The organism is bacterium, assembly GCA_016699595.1.
Classification (GTDB): Bacteria; Patescibacteriota; Dojkabacteria.
Map to the genome: position 1 here is coordinate 124,470 of CP064982.1, position 18,988 is coordinate 143,457.

At 34.0% G+C, this 18,988-nt stretch carries 19 protein-coding genes; 4 read left to right on the plus strand and 15 right to left on the minus strand.

Annotation, left to right across the window (positions count from 1 at the left end; genetic code table 11):
- The first annotated feature begins 101 nt into the window (after positions 1–101).
- Both IPJ91_00715 and IPJ91_00720 read left to right on the plus strand, forming a co-directional pair.
- Positions 102–767, plus strand: coding sequence for a hypothetical protein (locus IPJ91_00715; GenBank protein ID QQR93663.1), 666 nt, complete (start codon positions 102–104; stop codon positions 765–767).
- Positions 768–1,293: 526 nt separating this feature from the next.
- Positions 1,294–2,439: a tyrosine-type recombinase/integrase gene (locus IPJ91_00720; protein QQR93664.1), complete on the plus strand. Its 1,146-nt coding sequence runs from the start codon at positions 1,294–1,296 to the stop codon at positions 2,437–2,439.
- Between the two features lie 301 nt (positions 2,440–2,740).
- Here IPJ91_00720 and IPJ91_00725 read toward each other — a convergent pair whose 3' ends face one another.
- The 12 genes from IPJ91_00725 to IPJ91_00780 all read right to left on the minus strand — a co-directional run bounded on the left by IPJ91_00725 (position 2,741) and on the right by IPJ91_00780 (position 13,803).
- Entirely contained in the window at positions 2,741–3,115 is a 375-nt protein-coding gene (locus IPJ91_00725) for a hypothetical protein (protein ID QQR93665.1), read from the minus strand.
- Between the two features lie 187 nt (positions 3,116–3,302).
- Positions 3,303–4,634, minus strand: coding sequence for a trypsin-like peptidase domain-containing protein (locus tag IPJ91_00730; protein QQR93666.1), 1,332 nt, complete (start codon positions 4,632–4,634; stop codon positions 3,303–3,305).
- A gap of 66 nt (positions 4,635–4,700) precedes the next feature.
- Positions 4,701–6,065 (minus strand): S41 family peptidase, encoded by a 1,365-nt coding sequence (locus tag IPJ91_00735; GenBank protein ID QQR93667.1) that lies wholly within the window; start codon positions 6,063–6,065, stop codon positions 4,701–4,703.
- A 33-nt stretch (positions 6,066–6,098) separates the two neighbouring features.
- Positions 6,099–7,718, minus strand: coding sequence for a hypothetical protein (locus IPJ91_00740; protein QQR93668.1), 1,620 nt, complete (start codon positions 7,716–7,718; stop codon positions 6,099–6,101).
- A 148-nt stretch (positions 7,719–7,866) separates the two neighbouring features.
- Complete coding sequence (locus IPJ91_00745) at positions 7,867–8,517, minus strand: alpha/beta fold hydrolase (GenBank protein ID QQR93669.1); 651 nt, start codon at positions 8,515–8,517, stop codon at positions 7,867–7,869.
- Between the two features lie 118 nt (positions 8,518–8,635).
- On the minus strand, positions 8,636–8,884 hold the full coding sequence (locus IPJ91_00750; protein ID QQR93670.1) for a 30S ribosomal protein S18: 249 nt from the start codon (positions 8,882–8,884) through the stop codon (positions 8,636–8,638).
- Positions 8,885–8,918: 34 nt separating this feature from the next.
- On the minus strand, positions 8,919–9,449 hold the full coding sequence (ssb, locus tag IPJ91_00755; protein QQR93671.1) for a single-stranded DNA-binding protein: 531 nt from the start codon (positions 9,447–9,449) through the stop codon (positions 8,919–8,921).
- A gap of 75 nt (positions 9,450–9,524) precedes the next feature.
- The gene (rpsF, locus tag IPJ91_00760) at positions 9,525–9,800 is read right to left on the minus strand and encodes a 30S ribosomal protein S6 (protein QQR93672.1); all 276 of its coding nucleotides are present in this window, start codon (positions 9,798–9,800) and stop codon (positions 9,525–9,527) included.
- Between the two features lie 127 nt (positions 9,801–9,927).
- Complete coding sequence (gene ychF, locus IPJ91_00765) at positions 9,928–11,067, minus strand: redox-regulated ATPase YchF (protein ID QQR93673.1); 1,140 nt, start codon at positions 11,065–11,067, stop codon at positions 9,928–9,930.
- Positions 11,057–11,863, minus strand: coding sequence for a hypothetical protein (locus IPJ91_00770; GenBank protein ID QQR93674.1), 807 nt, complete (start codon positions 11,861–11,863; stop codon positions 11,057–11,059). Before IPJ91_00770 ends, ychF begins: the two co-directional genes overlap by 11 nt.
- Positions 11,817–12,197, minus strand: coding sequence for a cupin domain-containing protein (locus IPJ91_00775; GenBank protein ID QQR93675.1), 381 nt, complete (start codon positions 12,195–12,197; stop codon positions 11,817–11,819). The genes IPJ91_00770 and IPJ91_00775 overlap by 47 nt, the downstream gene beginning before the upstream one ends.
- Before the next feature lie 106 nt (positions 12,198–12,303).
- On the minus strand, positions 12,304–13,803 hold the full coding sequence (locus IPJ91_00780; GenBank protein ID QQR93676.1) for a hypothetical protein: 1,500 nt from the start codon (positions 13,801–13,803) through the stop codon (positions 12,304–12,306).
- Positions 13,804–14,031: 228 nt separating this feature from the next.
- Here IPJ91_00780 and IPJ91_00785 point away from each other — a divergent pair, with 228 nt between their 5' ends.
- Both IPJ91_00785 and IPJ91_00790 read left to right on the plus strand, forming a co-directional pair.
- On the plus strand, positions 14,032–14,868 hold the full coding sequence (locus IPJ91_00785) for a hypothetical protein (GenBank protein QQR93677.1): 837 nt from the start codon (positions 14,032–14,034) through the stop codon (positions 14,866–14,868).
- A gap of 47 nt (positions 14,869–14,915) precedes the next feature.
- Positions 14,916–15,110: a hypothetical protein gene (locus IPJ91_00790; GenBank protein QQR93678.1), complete on the plus strand. Its 195-nt coding sequence runs from the start codon at positions 14,916–14,918 to the stop codon at positions 15,108–15,110.
- Here the strand turns inward: IPJ91_00790 and IPJ91_00795 are convergent.
- From IPJ91_00795 to IPJ91_00805, 3 genes are all read right to left on the minus strand, one after another.
- Complete coding sequence (locus tag IPJ91_00795) at positions 15,105–15,761, minus strand: YdcF family protein (protein QQR93679.1); 657 nt, start codon at positions 15,759–15,761, stop codon at positions 15,105–15,107. The genes IPJ91_00790 and IPJ91_00795 overlap by 6 nt on opposite strands.
- A gap of 115 nt (positions 15,762–15,876) precedes the next feature.
- Positions 15,877–17,856, minus strand: coding sequence for a DNA gyrase subunit B (locus IPJ91_00800; protein QQR93680.1), 1,980 nt, complete (start codon positions 17,854–17,856; stop codon positions 15,877–15,879).
- Between the two features lie 288 nt (positions 17,857–18,144).
- Positions 18,145–18,870, minus strand: a complete 726-nt coding sequence (locus IPJ91_00805) for a hypothetical protein (protein ID QQR93681.1) — start codon at positions 18,868–18,870, stop codon at positions 18,145–18,147.
- Positions 18,871–18,988: the final 118 nt, after the last annotated feature.

Here is an 18,988-nt window from a genome sequence, read left to right on the forward strand (position 1 = left end):
ATATATTGACATTCTATGGATTTCTAGGTAATTATGGGTATCTGCGCATATCTATAATTGAGTCGAGTATAGTAATTATATCGATTTACTGGATCGTTCAAGTGTTGCATAATATTAGACTCAAAGATTTGTTTGTATTGATTATTCTACCTTTTTTGTTTACGCTTTCACTTTCTTATTTTAGTAGAATTATATTTGTCAATGATGACTTAGTCGTTAATTCGATTCGCGGAGGAGTTTTGAGTGTTTTTTTGATAGGTTTCAAAGTTTTTGGTATATATAGTTTGTTGTTGAATACAAACATACTTGCTATTGCTTTGAAGCAAGATATACCTCTTGCTAGAGCAGCGAAAAGTGTAAACTATATATATTCAATATTAACTCTGTACTTCATTGTTGTAAGTTTGTTTTCTGTAAATCTCAACTTATACTATAGATTGTTTGCTTTTGCGATTATAGTTTTGCTTCTTTGTTATCAATCATTAAGCTTTCTACACAAAATCAATAGTACAAAAAGATCTCAGTTATTACTTTTGATAGCATTTGCAATTATAAATACCTCTTTGGGTGTAATGTTATTTCAACTCTCTCCACAAATACTTTCACTTCTATTGACGATCTTGTACTATATATTGATAAGCATTGTATATGATGAAAATAGCAAGTACAGGCTGAAAAACTTAATTGAATACATAGGTTCTTTTGCTCTTATTTTGATTGTAGTTGTGATAAATATTGACTGGGGAATATATAAAATATTCAATTAATGTTTTCAAAAAAAAGACTCTCTATGTTTTGTACTTTTAAAATAGAGTAGAATAGGTGGTATATCTAATTGTTAAAATGTATATAAATAGATATTCATTGTTAATTATGTAGATATCAACATGTGGTAACTGCAATAAAATAATTATCAAATCTCTAGCTTTAATATTTATCTAAATTTCGATAACTTCTAACAGGGGAGATGTGCAAGATGCAAATACGATACACTTGCACTAACCAGAGTAACTCCGTATAATCACTCTTATACGAAGCGAAAAGGGTCAAAATAGAGCAGGTTGACAGTTTTGTGGATAAGTTTACATGCTTACAAAAATCTATAAGTAAGAGATATTAATCGTTATGCTTGTACTGTGCGTGAATAATTTTTAGATCCTTGTAAACTTCTATTATTAGCCAATTTCACAAAACTTATGCTTTTCTCTCTTTTATAATTATTTTTTCGGAAACTTGGTACAAAAAACTATATAATATACATATCTTATTGGATGGTTAAACTAATAACTAATAATGAGTACAAAGTTACCTTATAAAAAAGAATTTATAATTCATCTTAAATCATCAAATTACTCTGTCAAGACTACCAAGAGTTATCTGCGAGATTTATGCTATTTTGAATCATTTTTAATTTATAAAGCACTAGACTTTTTGAATTTAAAGAAGATAAATATAACGGAATATAAAGCAGTACTGAAAACTGAGGAACATATCAATTTACTAGAAAACGTAAGAAATTTGGAACTTGAATTTAATCAAGATAGTAATACTAGAAAAAGAACAATTCAAAGAGGTATAAATAATCAACTAGAAAGTACTGAAGGGCTTAAAAACGATTTTAGAGGCTCGGAAGAATCTTCCTTTTATATAAATGAGAATAATGACAATAATTATCACCAAAACGGGGGCATAGTGGATCAATTATCTACTCAATCAATTAATCGTATGCTTTCGGCACTTAGATCATATTTGAAGTTTCTTGAAGAATTTGACTACAATTCACCATTATCATCTGATGCCGTCAAACTGTTGAAAAAAGAGAAAAAAGAGTCTCAAGTTGCCGAATTTGATGAATTGATAAAATTGATTGAAGCGCCAAATCAATTTGAAAAAATTGAAGAGATTAAGCTTAGGAATCGAGCTATGTTAGAATTACTCTTTTCTACAGGTATGCGTATATCAGAATTAATGCGATTGAACCGAGAGCAAGTTACGCTAGGTAAAGAAGATGCTAATGTTGGAGTTTCAAGGATATATATACTTGGAAAAGGTAAGAAACAAAGGTTTGTTTATCTGACTGATCGTGCTAAGTTGCACTTGCAAGAGTACCTAAAGCTAAGAGATGATAAACTGCCTGCATTATTCATTCAATATAGAAATAGGAGTAAACCTGTTGATGCAACTAGAAACTATAGATTAACCGTTGATTATCTTCAGAAAAAGATTGTAGAGTATAGAAAGCTACTAGGGATAATTGTTCCAACATCTGCCCATTCATTAAGACACGGATTTGCTACATACCTTATCGAGCAAGGCGCAAACTCTGCTGCTGTTCAAATACTTCTTGGTCATGAAAGTCTAGCTACTACCACGAGATATGTTCATGCTTCTGATAGATTTGCCGAAGAAACTCACAAAAGGTTTCATCCACTAAACTGATTTAAGTAAATTTAGATAGTTCGATATTATACGGAGTATTTTTCAAAGTGAAATGATTAAATAAGTTAAACAAATCTTTGCAGAGATTTATTTGTCAAAAAGTAAAAATTAATAACCTAATTTTGATTTTGACATAAAAATACAAATTTAAAGTATCAGGTGGTGAATGTAGACTAAGAAGTGATGAATCCCCTAATCTCTACCCTACTCTTCTGAACTTCCAGTGAAAAGTTACTCTCAATAAAAACAAAAAGAGAGGAACAAGTCCCTCTCTTTTTGTTAGCGGTTACACGGAAATATCTTATACCTCTTCTACATCACTAGCATCATTTTGTGCATTTCCTACTTTTTCTGCGACATCATCAGCCACATTCATAGCCTCAGCTGATTCTGCAACTACTTCGTTTGCAACATCTGCTACATGATCTTTTGCTTCTTCGACTTCTTCCCCTACTTCTTCAACTACTTCTTTAGCACCATCTGTAGCTTGTTCTACTACATTTTGTGCATCATCAGCAACTTGTTGAACAGCATCATCAGTTTTGTTTAGGTTTGCTTTAGCACCATCTACGGCACCTTTTACAGCATCACCTAAATCATCAGCAGCATTTGTGACTTTCTTTTTTAGATCATCAGCAGCATCAGATACTTTTTGTGCAATTTGATTTAGATCCATATCTTTGAAATTACAATTATAGCTTAAGTGTTCGCGAACAATCACCTAACACCATACTTGTATAAGTTAAATAAAAAGATTTTTGATGAAAGTTGAGAAAATAATTCTTGCAAAAATCATTTCGATTTTAGCAAAGAAGTTATATTTTAACAATCAGAAAATGCCTAATTAAGTACGCTTGTAGTGATTATTGTCTGTTTTCAACTACAACTTGTAAATTTACAAATTCTTTATTTCTATATACTTTGAGGTTCAACTCTTCACCTGCCTTCTTGCTTTGTATAATTATTTGAAGATTGATATTATCAAGTGATCTTTTGTCAGCTTCAACAATCAAATCACCTCTTCTTAAACCAGCTTTACTAGCTGGACTCTGAGAAGATATCTGGGTTATCAAAGCACCATAGATATTTGTCCCATCAGGTAATAAGAAAGCTTGCTGTTTATAATTGATACCGATATATGGGCTCAAAAACTTACCAAATTGTCTGTATTCACTGTACTTGGTTTGAACGATACTTATTGGCAGAGCAAAAGAAACATTACTTGCATTTTCTGAAGTAGCAACATTGACGCCAACAACATTTCCATTAATGTCAATCAATGGACCTCCTGAGTTACCATGATTGATAGCAGCGTCAGTTTGTATGGCACCCCTTATTGCTTCCATACTTTGTCCGTAAGTATCACTAACACTAATATCGCGATTTAAACCAGATACTACACCAACTGTTACTGTGTCAGTAAGATCACCCAATGGTGAACCTATAGCTATGACAGTTTGTCCTTTTTTCAAAGTATCGCTATTACCTAACTTAAGAAATGGTAAATTTGATTTGTTTACCTTGAGAATAGCAATATCGTTATCTGGATCTAAGGCAAAATTCTCTATCTGGATAGGTTCTTTTTCACCAGCAATCAGCACTTCATACTCATAATTCGTATCATCAACTACATGTTTGTTGGTGATAATGTAACCATCAGCAGAAATGATGAAGCCAGAACCAATATTATTTGACCTTTCGACTAATTGATCGTTGAAATAATCTTGATAGTATGTTTTTGCAACCACAGTGACAACTGCTGGACTTGATGTTTCAATAATTGAAGTTATTTCATTTTCTCTTTGGGATAATGCAGAATTATCAGAGCTTGATTTTGTTCCATTTGATTCATTGTCCTCTTCATTTCCACCACTATTATTTGAATTACTTGCAGTGCATCCAAATTCTCCTTCTGAGTTTATACATTTACAATCAAGATTGAACCAATGTGGAGAGCCAGCCATGCTTGCTTTGCACAGTATTTTGTGACTTGCACTTCCATCGAATGAATCTGAGATTCCATATCTAATGATAGCATCTGCTGGTTTCACCAAATTTACCATTCCATTGAAAAAACCAGATATAAATCCAGCAATTATTGTGAAAAATAAAAGAACAAACATTATACAACTACATGAGAGATATTTTTTTACTTTCCCTTGTGATTTAAAATGATTTGCATTTTGTGTGTCCATATAATTAACTAAAATATAACTTTTATAAATAATAATCAATAAGCACTATAAAGAATCAAAATTAAATTAAAGTGAAGGATTTAGCAATTCTTGTTTAGATTTTTCAAGAACTTTATCCAATCCTAGTCGTATATCATCAACTGTGATATCAACTTTCAAATCTGGGACAATAGGAGTTTCATGGTTAATATTTTTCTTGTCTGGCAATAACCATTTTTTTACTGTTAGATGAAGACTACTTCCATCTGGTAAATCCAAGATTTGCTGAGCAGTTCCTTTCCCAAAAGTATTTTCACCTATCAACTGCGATCTACTATTTTGTTGCAAAGCTCCAGCTAGTATCTCTGATGCCGAAGCTGAAGTAGAGTTGACTAAAGTTACCATAGGTGTATCTAGAAATTCGCCCTTTCGTGTAACTTTGTAAGTTTTTGAAATTCCATCTCTCCCTGCTTCATGAAGTGTAACTGTATTCAACGGTAGAAATTCTTCTGCAATATAGTGTGCTGCATCCAAAAATCCACCTGGGTTGCCTCTGAGATCAAGTATGATCCCTTTGGGATTTTTGGATTTCAATTCAGTAGCTATAGATTTCCAGTTTGATATGAATTCTTCGTAGGTATTGTCAGTAAATCTACTTATTATTAGTCGGTATATATCATTTCCTTCATCAACTATTTCCATAGATTTAGTTTCTATCGGAGCTCTGACTATAGAAATTACATTTTCACTTGTACCGGTAGTATCTTTAACTACTGTTATTTTAACCGTAGTTCCTTTTGGTCCACGAATTTTGTAAACCACATCTGTAATGTTGTCATTTTTTTTGACAATATAATCATCAACTTTGGCTATATAATCACCAGCCAAAATACCAGATTTCTCGGCAGGTGAATCCGGTATCGGTTTTTTGACTATAATCCAACCATCACTATAACCAAGTTCCATACCTACTCCTTCAAAGCCACCACCTAGTGATTGATTGTAATCTGAAGTTTCATCTTTAGTTAAATACATTGTAGCTGGGTCATTTAAAGCATCAACCATTCCTTTTATAGCTCCTTCATCCAGCTTATTTTGGTCAATACTTTTATCTACATACTTTGTATTTAGTATACTAAAGATATTCTGAAATTTAGTTGATACGAATGTAGAGTTAGAATTATTATTTGTTGGTTGAGCTGGGGCCTGATTGTTTCTGTTGAAAGTACAAACTACTTCATCTTGCTTAGTGAGCAAGACATCACCAAGATTCATTGTGCCAAGAAATTGTGATTTATTGATAAAGAATCCAGCTAAAAATGAAATAGATCCAATGATAAGAAATAACATAGGATTGATGATCCAAAAAAGCCATTTTTTTTCACCAGTTTGACTTTTTGAAGCATCGTTGTTACTCAATAAGTTTGTGTTGTATGTTTGTTGATAATCCATTGTAAAATTATTTAATTAAATATAATTATGATTTTAGATCAATACTTTCAATTTTGAACCTATGATGTTGGCGTATTTCATATCAAATTTTAACAAACTATCTTTAGTTCTACTATCTAAATCTTTCTGACCAAATCCATAAAGTGTAAATAATGTAAAAGGTTCAGATATCGAATTTATGTTATTTAATGTATTGATGTCTATAGTTGGTATTACTATATTTGTAAACCCAAGTCTAATCAAATCAAAAAGTATAGAAGAATTTACATTACCCAAATAAATAACTAACGAATGATTGTCGAGAGCTGATAAATCTTTTCTTTTGATGTCATCAAAACTTTGTAATACATGCACAAGATAACTTTGTTCACCAACAAGTCCATGTAACTTTAAAGGTAAACTAATATTTGCACATTTCCCTTTCAAAACTATATAGTCATTTGCTACAACAGATTCAATTTTGCAATTTGTATTTGGCTTTATATAACCTGTCTTTTTAAGAATAATCTGGAGAATTCCATTCTTTAATTTCGATAAATCAACAATTCCAGAATTTGCATTTTTTACTTCAATCAAGCCTATCCCACCAACAACTTTCTTTTTAGCAAGCAATGTATCGCTTATTACAACTTCCCCATGCACTACAGTCAAAGCCTTTTTTTGTGATTCATCCCATTTGGGGAAAGTATCGTACAAATTGATGCTTTCTACAACTGCATCTTCTCTTGTTTCTGCTAAAATGTCATTTGAGTTTATAGTTGTTGACACTTCATGCAATAACTTAAATTCTTTCTTCGGAAGAATTTTGATAGTTGTGTCTTGAAGGTATTTTATACTATTTGCAAATGTAGTATAAATAGGCAGTTTGTTTGAATTGCTAACTTGCAGTTTACTGCTCAAACCAAATTTATTGACAAGCCTTTCTAATGTGAGTTTAGCACTCAAGTATTTGTCTTGGGCAGTTTGTGAAATAAATTGTGGTTTATCATAAATGCAAAAAAATCCTTTAGGGATATTTTTCAAATTGTATACTCTGACATCTCTTACATACAATTCATTTGGTTGAAAATTAATATCATATTTTTCCTCAATATCTCTTACAATAATCTCATCTTGTATACCAAACAATTCATGTTTGCCATTATTTACCTCAATGTTTGCTATTCCTATTATACTATTATTGTTGTTTCTTTCTGTCTTTGTGTATATGAAATTTATCTTATTCTCAACGTTGACATGTCCTTGAAAATCAATAAGTGCGTCTAAAATAAAAAAGGAAAGTTCAGTTCCAAACTTCTCAACAATATTGCCAATCAACTTGATACTGCTATCACTAATGACAACTTTGTTACTGCTTTTATGATTTAGAGTGTTAAAAAAAAACTTTATAAATTCAAAATAGTAGTTTAGGACTTTTGGATTTTTTTCAGAGAACTGGCAGTTTAAAAAGTATTCTAAAATATTATCTCCAACTTGAGAAGACTCAAGGAGTGATTGGAAATCTTTCAACCTTTTGATGTTGAGTTCATTTCCATCAAAAAAATTCGTAGGTTCAAATTTGCAAATGATATCTCCTTTTTCGGAAGTCAAAGAAATCTCATTTGTGGAGATCAAAGCAGTAACTTGGCTTTGTCTAACTATACTATTGGGCATTGAAAGATTTTAGCAATTATACAAAAAACATTAAAGCCAAAATGCAAACAATCATGGAAGGTATCATTATTTATCAGAATTTTTAAGCAAAGCATTCAAAATATCGGTACCTTCAAAAGCGTAAGCATTATGTCCACGATTTGACCATTCATAAATCTCGACTTCTGGAATAAAGTCTAATAAAAGACGGATTTATCAAAAGATCGTTTTTTGCGATGAAGGCTAGTGTTGGTGGAAATAGTTGAGGAAAGTTTAGGTTTGGCAGATCTAGATCAAACTGTTGCGCAAACTGCAAAATTTGCAAAGAATTTCGGAAATTTCTCCATAAAGGTATGATTGACTTGCCCGCTCCTCGTTCCTTGATGTAGTCTTGATAAACTGACAGGCTTGCTACTTGCAATAAGCTTAAATCCAAAGGAGCAAGTTGAGGTGTAATCAGGACCAATTTCTCGACCTTTATTTTTGCTTGACTTACAGTTAAATGATGAGCTAAATCAAATGCTAGTCCTGCACCAAGTGAATGTCCTGCAAGGACGATATTGGCTATCTCTAATTGTTCTAGAAATATCAATAAAGTATCTCTTATGGAGGCAAGTGTATATGGGCCTTGTTCCTTAGGTGAGCCACCAAATCCCGGAATTGACAACAATACTACATTATAATGTTGGGCTAGTATATTCCCAATATTTATATATCTTCCATGATCGTAAGAACCACCATGCAAAAAAACTAGAGTTTGAGTATCCAAATTTCTTTGATATGTGCAATCAAAGATTTTGTATTTCAAATGGGTGTCCATCAATAGTGAGAAAGAGAAGGAAGAAGTTCCTATATTTGGAATTATCAAATTCCTCCTAAATTTAAATAGAAAGAGTAGTAAAGTATTAAAATAACTTCAAAATCCGATGCAAATACATTTATTGAGCAGTTGCATCGTAATTGACAAAAGGTAACAATGCCATATGCCTTGCTTTTTTTACTTCCCTAGCTAGTGCTCGTTGACAAATAGCTGAAACACCTGTCATTTGACTAGGAAAAATTCTCCCTCGTGGAGATAGATACTTTTTCAAAGTTTCAATATCTTTATAACTTATCTTTTTTGGATTTCTACCGAATGGACAAGTTTTGTTCCATGGTTTGTATTTTGCTTTTTTCAATATAGACATACTTTTATAATTTTTGAATTTTTACAATTAATAACTAAAACAATTTTTCATCTTCTGATTCAGAAATCGAAGCTATATCAGATTCTTTGGCAGGGACTTCTATATCTGTTGCTGATAGTGATTCTACAGGCTCTAGTGTAGGATTCTCTTCGTTAACTGTACTTGGCATATTTGCAGTATCAACTTTAGCATTTGACATTGCCTGCTCCATACCCACACCTTTCTTTTCTTTTGCATCCATGATTTTCATATCTTCTATCCTAATTTCATATCTTACAACTCTGACTCCGTTTGTTTCCCATGCTTCTGATACAATTTCACCTTCAACATATACCAACATACCTACTGATAAAACATTTGAACAAATTTCAGCTAACTTATTCCATGCTACTACATTATGAAACTCTGCTTTTTCTCTAAGTTGTCCAGTAGCATCTTTCCAAGATTTGTTTGTAGCAATACCAAATGTACAAATCATTGCACCATTTGGAAGTTGTTTCAATGCAGGATCTCTTGTAAGATTTCCAATTAACATGACCTTGTTCATTGATCGTGATGTTGACATTTTGTTTGTTTCATTCCCAATTTACTTAGAATTAGGAATCAATATCTAAAGATAATTATATTTTGCTATTTCAAGTTACAATTTTGTGATCATCGAACGCACTATATCTTTGTTGCTTTCCATAAACTTTCTGAGCAACCCTACTTTGGATGATGGAATAGTAAATTCCCATATATAATAAAAACCATCAACATTCTTCTCTATCGGATAAGCAAGTCTTTTTTTGCCCCATGTTGCTTTTTCTGTAACTTCACCCATCAGGGTTGTGATCTCAGTTTCTATTTTAACCAAAGTGTCATCTAGTGTAGATTCCAATTGAGATTTGATAATAAATGCAATTTCGTATTTCATATTGATAAACTTTTATATTTGTTAATAGAGCTATGGGATTATAGCAAGATTTGTGAGAAATTCAATAATTATTTAGGTTGGCAGTAATTGTACTAAATTAAATATGTCGGTAGAATGTTTTGAGTCTTCAATTTCCTACTCTAAATTCACAAATATCTCCATCTTGCACTATATAATCTTTTGACTCCATTCTAAGTTTTCCGGCTTCTTTGCAAGCTTTGAACCCACCTAAAGTTACAAAATCATCATAACTCACAACTTCAGCCATTATAAACTTTTTTGCAAAGTCAGTGTGAATTACTCCAGCAGCATCTCTGGCATTTGTGCTAGTCTTTATAGTCCAAGCTCTAGTCTCATCTGTACCTGTTGTGAAGTAAGATTCTAGTCCAAGCAGCTTGTAGCTAGCGTGAATCAATTTATCCAAGCCTGACTCGTCCATGTCATATTCTTTCATAAATTCAACTTTATCTTCGTCATTCAACATAGCAATTTCTGACTCTAGTTTGACCGAGATAGCAAGTAACCCACCTCGAGCTTCGCTCACCCCTCCGCTGGATGGGAATCCTAGAATCTGGCGTAATTTATTTTCGCTCAAATTTATGTCTTCTTCTGATACATTGGCTAAAAACAAAAACGGTTTATTTGTCAGAAGTTGCAATTGCTTGTACTCAACTTTAAATATTTCATCATTTTGCATTTCTTTGTTCTGCTCAAAATAACTTTCTATTATGTTTTGTGCTAGAGTTCCTTCGTTTAGTCCAGCAAGTATGTTTTCGAGAAATGCAATATAACTTTTGTATTTTGGACTGACCCTCAACTCCTTTTTCGTTCTTTCAATTATTTTTTCCAGAATTTCAATATCCTTCAAAATAAGTTCTGTATTTATAGTTTCGATATCTCGATGTGGATTGACGCTTTCGTTGACATGGACAATATCTCTATTTTCAAATGCTCGAACTACTTGTACTATAGCATCAACTTCCATAATGTTGCTCAGAAACTTATTTCCAAGTCCTTCACCTTTGCTAGCTCCAGCAACAATTCCAGCTATATCTACAAATTCGACTGTTGCGTAGATTGTTTTTGCAGAATTTGACAACTCAGATAATTTGTCAACTCTAGGATCATGAACTGCGACAACTCCGATATTTGGGTCAATAGTGCAAAATGGATAGTTTTCTGCAGGAACTTGGTTTTTGGTTAAGGCATTGAAGAGTGTGGACTTTCCAACATTTGGAAGTCCAACAATGCCAAGTTTAAGAGCCATGTAGCCATTCACCTAATTTCTTCAGAAGTAGTCTTTTAAGTCTCTCTGCTCCTCCAGTGTATAATTCTACTACTACATATTCAGTTGGCATATCTGTTCTTCGGTGACTATACAGCGATTTCAGGTCCTCTTCATCAATGGGTAGTGATGCAGGTTCATCTCCGCTAGGCCGATTATGTGTGTAGTCATGACCATAGTACAGAAGAAAACTAGGACTATCTTTTGGACCAAGGCTAAATCTTCTAGTGGAAATGCTGTGAGGAGCGCCGAGAAACATATCATTTATATTATTCATGGATGTATTTAATCCTGTATTTAGGAAATGTATTCTGGGATTTCTTTCTTCACCAGAACTTCGAATCGTTCCTTTGGTTTTTCCCGATTTATCAACAACAATAGCTACATAATTTGTATTTCTATTTTCACGATCAAAATAACTTAAGAAGTCTGCAGCGAAATTTTGCTGACCCTTAATCTCGTTTTGAATTCGAACAATCTCTGATTGTATTTCTTTTGGAGCTTTCTTGTTACAAAGTATGTGTATATCAAATTTGCCAAATCTCATGGATGTCAATCCAGATTCAGAGTTTTGGGTGCTACCCTCTTTTGGTAAGAATAGATGAAATACCCTAAGTCCTTTTTCAACCAAGTTATACATCTCAAATATCCTACCGTCAGAAAAAGTATTTAATGGAACTCCTTGATAAACTTTTTGTTCGGTGTAATTCCTGATGCGTGTCATAAGATTTTTATTCATCTTCCTCGGCATCATCCTTTGTTGTATGTATTGTCCCATCAGGATGATTTGGAGGAGCGTAAATTGTATATAATTTCAGATCTTCTGTATCTGATTTGTTCATTATATCATGTTCTTCCCCAGCTCTGATAACAAAAGCAACCCCATCTTTGAGTTCAACTTCTGTTCCATTGATGACTGCTTTCCCATCTCCCTTCTCTACTCTGAAAAATTGATCTACATGATAATGAGTTTCTATGCCGATGTTTTCACCTGGTCTCAAGCTCATCAATACCAACTGCAAATGATTGCCAGTAAAAATCACAGTTCGAAAGTTTGTGTTTTGAATTGTAGCTTCTTCTAAATTTGTTGAGAAAATTGCTGATGTGTCCATAGTTTTTACTGAATTCACTTACTACATTGATAGTAAGTCAATGATAATTAAATTGATAATTAACAAGTTAATAAAGTTTGTATCTGATTATATCACTTAAAACAGATTAAACAATTTCAAATGGATCATTCTTCCCAAGAACTTTGAGTGCCAAGTTCATTCTACTTTCATTTTTAGCATAAAGAGTCATAAGTGTATCCCCTACTTTCACTGTTTCACCTGTCTTTTTCCAAAAATAAATACCAGCTTCTTTCACATGGGGATTACCCAAAGCTTTGCAAATCTCAAAAGCCTTCCTTGAGACTATATAAGCTATGTCGCCAGATTTATCTGCAGTTATATCCACCTGAATATGACCTAGTTTCATTTTCTTTGAAGATATATCAAAATTTCCACCTTGCATTTTGACGATGTCTCTAAATTTTGACTCTGCTTTCTCGCTTGTCAAAATATCTTTCACAAAATCTATACTACTTCCGGTAGGAACTATCCCAACCAGATCTACAACTTTGGCTGCCATAAGCAGACTATCTGAAATTATATCTCTGCTTGCATCAAGATCTCCCTCAAATACTCTCAATACTTCTCGAATTTCTAGATTTGGTCCAAGTGCATTTCCGTCTATACCAAAGACTTGGCGAATATGATCTACAACCTGAATTCCAAAGTCTGAAGCCAATTTTCTAAATGCATGTGAAAACTCGATGGCTTCTGATTTTGTTTTCACTTTGGCATACTTGCCATAAGGTATATCTAGAACCATGTGAGTTATACCTTGAGCTATTTTCTTTGCTATTATCGAACTGATAACTTTGTCATTACTTTCTATCCCTATCAATTTTTGTACTTTGATAATTTTGTCATCAGCAGGAGCCAAGTCTATCCCACCTCCCCATACCATAAATGCATTTTCATTTTCTATAAATTTGTACAATTCATCTAAACTGAAACTCATGTTCATGATACTTTCAAGCATGTCGGTTGTAGCTGATGCTGTAGTTATCGCTCTACTTGAAGTATTTGGAACTATGATTCCGGGGATATTTGCAAGTATAGATACAACAATCGGAGTGATAGCTTTGCCACCTACTCCGCCTATAGAATGTTTGTCAACTGCGATTTTGCCATTCCATGAAAGTTTGTCGCCACTATTTGCTATAGCTAGCGTCATGTCATAGATTTCTCGTTCGTCAAATCCGGGTGCAAAACCTGCACATACCCAAGCTGAAGTTAGGACAGGATTGATCTCACCTTTGGCTATGTCATTGATCACTTCTTCAATCTCATGCTTGTCGAGTTTCTTGCCTTGCAATTTTTCTGAAATGATTTTGGCGCTTTTTCCATCGTGTGAGATTTGAGCTTCTACAGTTTCGCCTTCGTGAAACCTATGGTTCAACCAAACATCATTGAAAAGCCCGATTACACCTCTTTCTACAAGATTGTTGGTAATATCAACAAAAAGAGTGATACCAGTTTTGTGTGTTTGGGTTGTGATATACAAACTATCACCTGCAACGATTCCATACTTGTCTGCATCTGCTTTGTTTAGCAGGCAGATATATTGGTCATTGGTCAATATGTCTAGTTTGTGGGCAGTAAATGTCATAAGGTGTACAATTTCAATCTAATACAAATTGATGTTTTCAGAAAAATATTTTACAGGATGTTTCAAGAGAATGAAAGTCATATTTTGTATTTTGTGCATTCAACAAGGCGATCATCTTGTTTTGTTGGTATGAGCTTGACAATTTTGCGAACTCATGATAACATACTAGTGTTTCTTCACTGCTACACAGCCTACCAATTTTATTTACATTTTTTACATCAAAATAATATGGCAGAATTATCACTAGACACTACTCCAGTAACCCAAGAGGAGTTAAGCGAATATTACGAACACAAAGCACTGCGAGGTGCTATAGCGGCAACTTTTGATGGCATGAACAAAGCGAACGAAGAAAATGGACCTCGTAACATCCAAATCAAAGTAATGAACATTGATCACCTTCTTGCGGATTCATCTAGTAATACTCAGTACATATGTCTTCCAGCTAGATATCTTGAGGATATTATACAAGATGATTCAAACACAGTAGCCGTGATCAGCAACGGAATCGATGGAAAATCCGTTCCAGTAGGACAATTCACGAGCTTACCATCATGGAGTGATTTCAAAAATGGTGGTTACTATCGTGACACGAGTCATTTTTTAGCTCAAACAGGCACTTATGAACGGCATGTAGTTGTTCGCAAAGATGATTGGGCAGGATATCTACAAATGCAGTTTGGCTATGAGCGAATAACCGATATACGTCAAGCTATGAGACAAGATTGGTTTCAGTCCTTACTTGGATTATATGGACCCCTTTTCGCCAATGCGCAGAAAATAGCTGAGACGGCACTAGCATTACCGCCAATAGATTTTGAGGCTACAGGTCAGCAGAATGCGCTCATTTTTCCAAATGACCTTTCCATTTTTTGGGGAAATCAATCGATTCAAAAAGTACAGACAGAGGTCCTAAAGGTGGGTACGGTGGGTAATGTTCGAGAGATAGTCTTGATTAGTGGAGTATCTGGCATTGCTACTGTTCGCTCTCCCCGTTATCTCTATAGAATGCCTAAGGAATCACTACTACCTAGTGCATATCCTGGAACATTGGGAAATCATTAAGGTTAGATGATAGAATTTGGGGAGAGGGTGTTTTGACACCTGCAAGTGTGTCAGAAGTAGAAGCATTGGTAAATTTAGGTAGAACTATTGGTTCGGACGGCTTGAACACATTCGCAAAAAGGCTAATAATAGAGATGTCACGAAATCCTTTATACAAAGTGTACATGTACGAAAAAGCTTATCCTAAACAGATGGGAAAAATTTTCCCAGGTCCAGCTGAATTACTTGAAGTCAAATCATAGTATCTCAATCTTTTCTCCACCTACTACATCAGTAGGTGGAAAAAAGTTGATTTCAAAAAAAGCCTGAAACAAGGAAATACTATCTCTCAACTTCCAGTAATTCCAATTTACTTTGCTATAAAGCCTACCTGGAGTTACTCCAGCATTCCCCGGATCACTAGCATATCCATAAACTTTCATCCCAAAACTTTCACATAGATACATAGCCCTGGGCAAGTGCCAGCTTTGAGTAACAATCACAACTTCATCAAGCCCAAAAATATTTCTTGCCCTCCAACAACTATCATATGTTCTTCGTCCTGCATAATCACTGTATATATCAAGATCACTTACTCCGTTGTTTTGAGCCATCAACCTCATCATACTTGGTTCATTGTGATCTACAAATCTATTGTCTCCACTCATCAGAAGTTTCGCCACTTGCCCTTGATGGTATAATTCGCTAGCAGCATCAACTCTGTCTTCAAGTATGTTTGATCCTGCACCAAGCACGAGAGCAACTTTAGTTTGGGCTACATCAGAAGGGTTGGAGTAAATTCTATCTTTATAATTGCTGTATGTATGAAGATTCAACCAAAGATATGATAAACCAATGCTAAGGACAAACAAAAAAAGAAATTGCAGTGTTTTTGTAACTAACTTTTTTGTCAAAATGTTTTACTTGTGTTTGAGTCAAAAACTGAAGTATGCAAAAAATCTTTCTGCAAGCTTAGAATGTTGCAGTCTAGTAAACAATTTTTCAAATTCATAAAGTAATTTCGACTGTCTATACATCCAATTCTGCTTCAGCTGCATGTGTTTGTATGAACTTTTTTCTAGGCAAAACCTCTTCGCCCATCAAAATATCAAAAATTTTATTTGCTTCTTCTGCATCCTCGATTGTTATCCTTTTGAGTGTTCTGTTTTTCGGATTCATAGTAGTTTCCCACAATTGATCAGAATTCATCTCTCCCAAACCTTTGAACCTTTGAACTGATTTCACTGCCCTACCCTTTTCTGCCAATTCTTTCAAATTTCGTTCTTTATCTTCATCATCCTGTACCCAAATCACTTCACCATTATTCAATTCAATTCTATATAGTGGTGGTTGAGCAATGTATAGATAGCCTTGCTCTACAACTTGCTTCATATATCTGAAAAAGAAAGTCATGTACAAAGTCGCAATGTGCGCTCCATCAACATCAGCATCTGCCATAATGACAATCTTGTGATACTTCAACTTCGCTATGTCAAAAGTGTCTCCAATCCCTGCACCCAAAGAGATAATCAAAGTTTTCAACTTGTCTTGATCAACCACTTTGTCAATTCTGGCCTTTTCTACATTCAAAGGCTTTCCAAAAAGCGGTAAGATTGCTTGTGTTTTTCTGTCTCTTCCTTGTTTCGCACTACCGCCAGCTGAGTCTCCCTCTACAATAAATATTTCGCTTTCTGCAGGGAATTTGCTACTACAATCAGCTAGTTTTCCTGGTAACCCGCCTCCATCTAGTATACCTTTTCTAGTTACTGCTTCTCTAGCTGCTTTTGCTGCAGCACGAGCTTTGCTAGTCAATACTGCCCGACTAATGATGTTTTGAGCATCCTTTGGATGTTGATCAAAATATTCTTTTAGTCCTTCCTCTACGACTGCTCGAACTTGGTGAACGACCTCTGGATTGTTTAGCTTCATTTTTGTCTGACCTTCAAATTGAGGCTCTGCAACTTTGACTGAAATCACAGCAGTCAAACCCTCTCGCACATCTTCACCTGACAACTTCAAATCTTTTTCCCTCTCAGATTTATTTTTCTCAAAATAGTCATTTATACCTTTTGTAACTGCTATTCTAAATCCTTGTAAATGAGTTCCACCTTCTGGATTGAGGATGTTGTTCGTAAAACAAAGAACTTGTTCGTCAAATTCCTCTTTGTATTGCAAGCTAACCTCTACTTCTGTTCCATCTACGCTTTTTCTTACATAGAAAGGTGTGTTTAGTATTTTTTCTCCTAAATTCAAGTGCATCACATAGCTTTTCACTCCACCCTCAAAGAAAAATGTAAATGAACTAGCTCCTTTCAGATACTTTTCAATATTGTCTTTGTCATTTTCTTTCGCATTTTCGGTTCTGCTATCTATTATCACAAACTTCATTCCAGCTGTTAGGTAAGCTTGCCGTCGGACCATTTCAAAAATTGATTTCAAATTGAATTCATGTGCATTTCGAAATATCTCTGGATCAGGCAAAAAATAGACTTTCGTTCCTTGCTGATTACCCTGAGTTTTGGTTTTGGTCAGTTTTTGTGTAGTTTTTCCTCTACTGAACTTTATCTCATTTGCAAATCCATCTCTCCATACAGTGATGCTCATTTCATTTGACAGAGCATTTGTTACAGTTAGACCTACTCCGTGTAATCCGCCCGAAACTTTGTAACTTCCTCTATCAAACTTTCCTCCAGCATGTAGAAGAGTGGCTGCTGCTTCAACTGCAGGAAGTCCAGTTTTTGTATTGATATCTACAGGAATACCTCTACCATCATCTTCTATAGATATACCACCATTAGCTTCTAGAGTTATTTTCACACTTGTCGCATAACCAGCAAGCCCTTCGTCGATTGCATTCGAGACTATTTCATATACCAAATGATGGAGTCCCTTCTCTTCGGTATCTCCTATATACATTGCTGGTCTTAGTCTTACAGCTTCAAGCCCTTCAAGAATTGTAATGTTGTCACCTGTATAATCGTTATTTTTATTACCTTTTGTTGTTGCCATTGTTGAATTTAGTAAGTTAGATAATCTTGCTTTAAAAAAGTATGCAAGGTACTTTTGAACTTAGATATTATAGCAAATGTTTTACAAGAATTTAATCTATTCAATATATATTTGGAAAAGATAGATAGCCAACATCAAAGTCTTATGGACTTTTTACCATAGTTAGAGGTATATGTGGTTATCAGCTTTTGAAAGTCACTTATTTACCTGTGTTACTTATACGAAGGCTTATGAAATGTATGATTGTCAATGAAAACTTAGCAAAAAAATATGAATTTTATAACTGCCTTATAACTGCTCTTGCAAAGCTACATTCATAGCATTCCACAATACTAGCTTCAAATTGACATAAGATGAAACACATTGTTTGCAAAAGAGCAAAAACTCAATTTTTTGATACTTTTCGTCGCTTGTAGCGTCGTTTTTGACATTCGCTATAAGTATATCCAAAAGATTTCCGCCCTCCTCCCACTTCTTTGTACTATTTGAAATTTTGGTGATTCTGTTTATCTCTTTTTGTAAAAAGTTTTTGTCAGTATAACTTTCCAATTTAGAATGAACTGCATTATTACTAGTATGGACTAGATCAAATACTTGACACCTAGAAATGATAGTTGGTAGTAATTCAGATTTATTTTTTGTCGTTAGGACGAAAATATTTGAGCTTTTGTGTTCTTCCAAAGTTTTCAAAAGAGTGTTTTGAGCTTCCACTTCAAGGTCTTCTGAATTCCATATTAAGAATAGTTTCTTGCGGTTTGAAAATGGTCTATAAATTTCATTTTTCAAGAAATATCTGATTGTATCAACTGGTATATTGTTCTTTCCATACATGCTTTTTGATATTTGAAAGAAATCAGGATGTTCATTTTGAATCAATCCATCTTTATCAAAGATAGCCGGTATGTCAAATATTTCCTCAAAAATTGTATAGACTTCCTCTTTTTGTGAAATCTCTGTTCCGTTTAAAAGGACTGTTGCTGATAAATTTAGTTTTAGGAAATTCCATTTAGACACTATCTTCTGTTGAATTTAAAAAACTTCTAACACATTTAAAAGTTGTTCTGGATAAGTGTGAAGCATTCTTTGTGATAAATTTAGCACTAAAAGTAATTGAAATCATTAGGTAATCTAG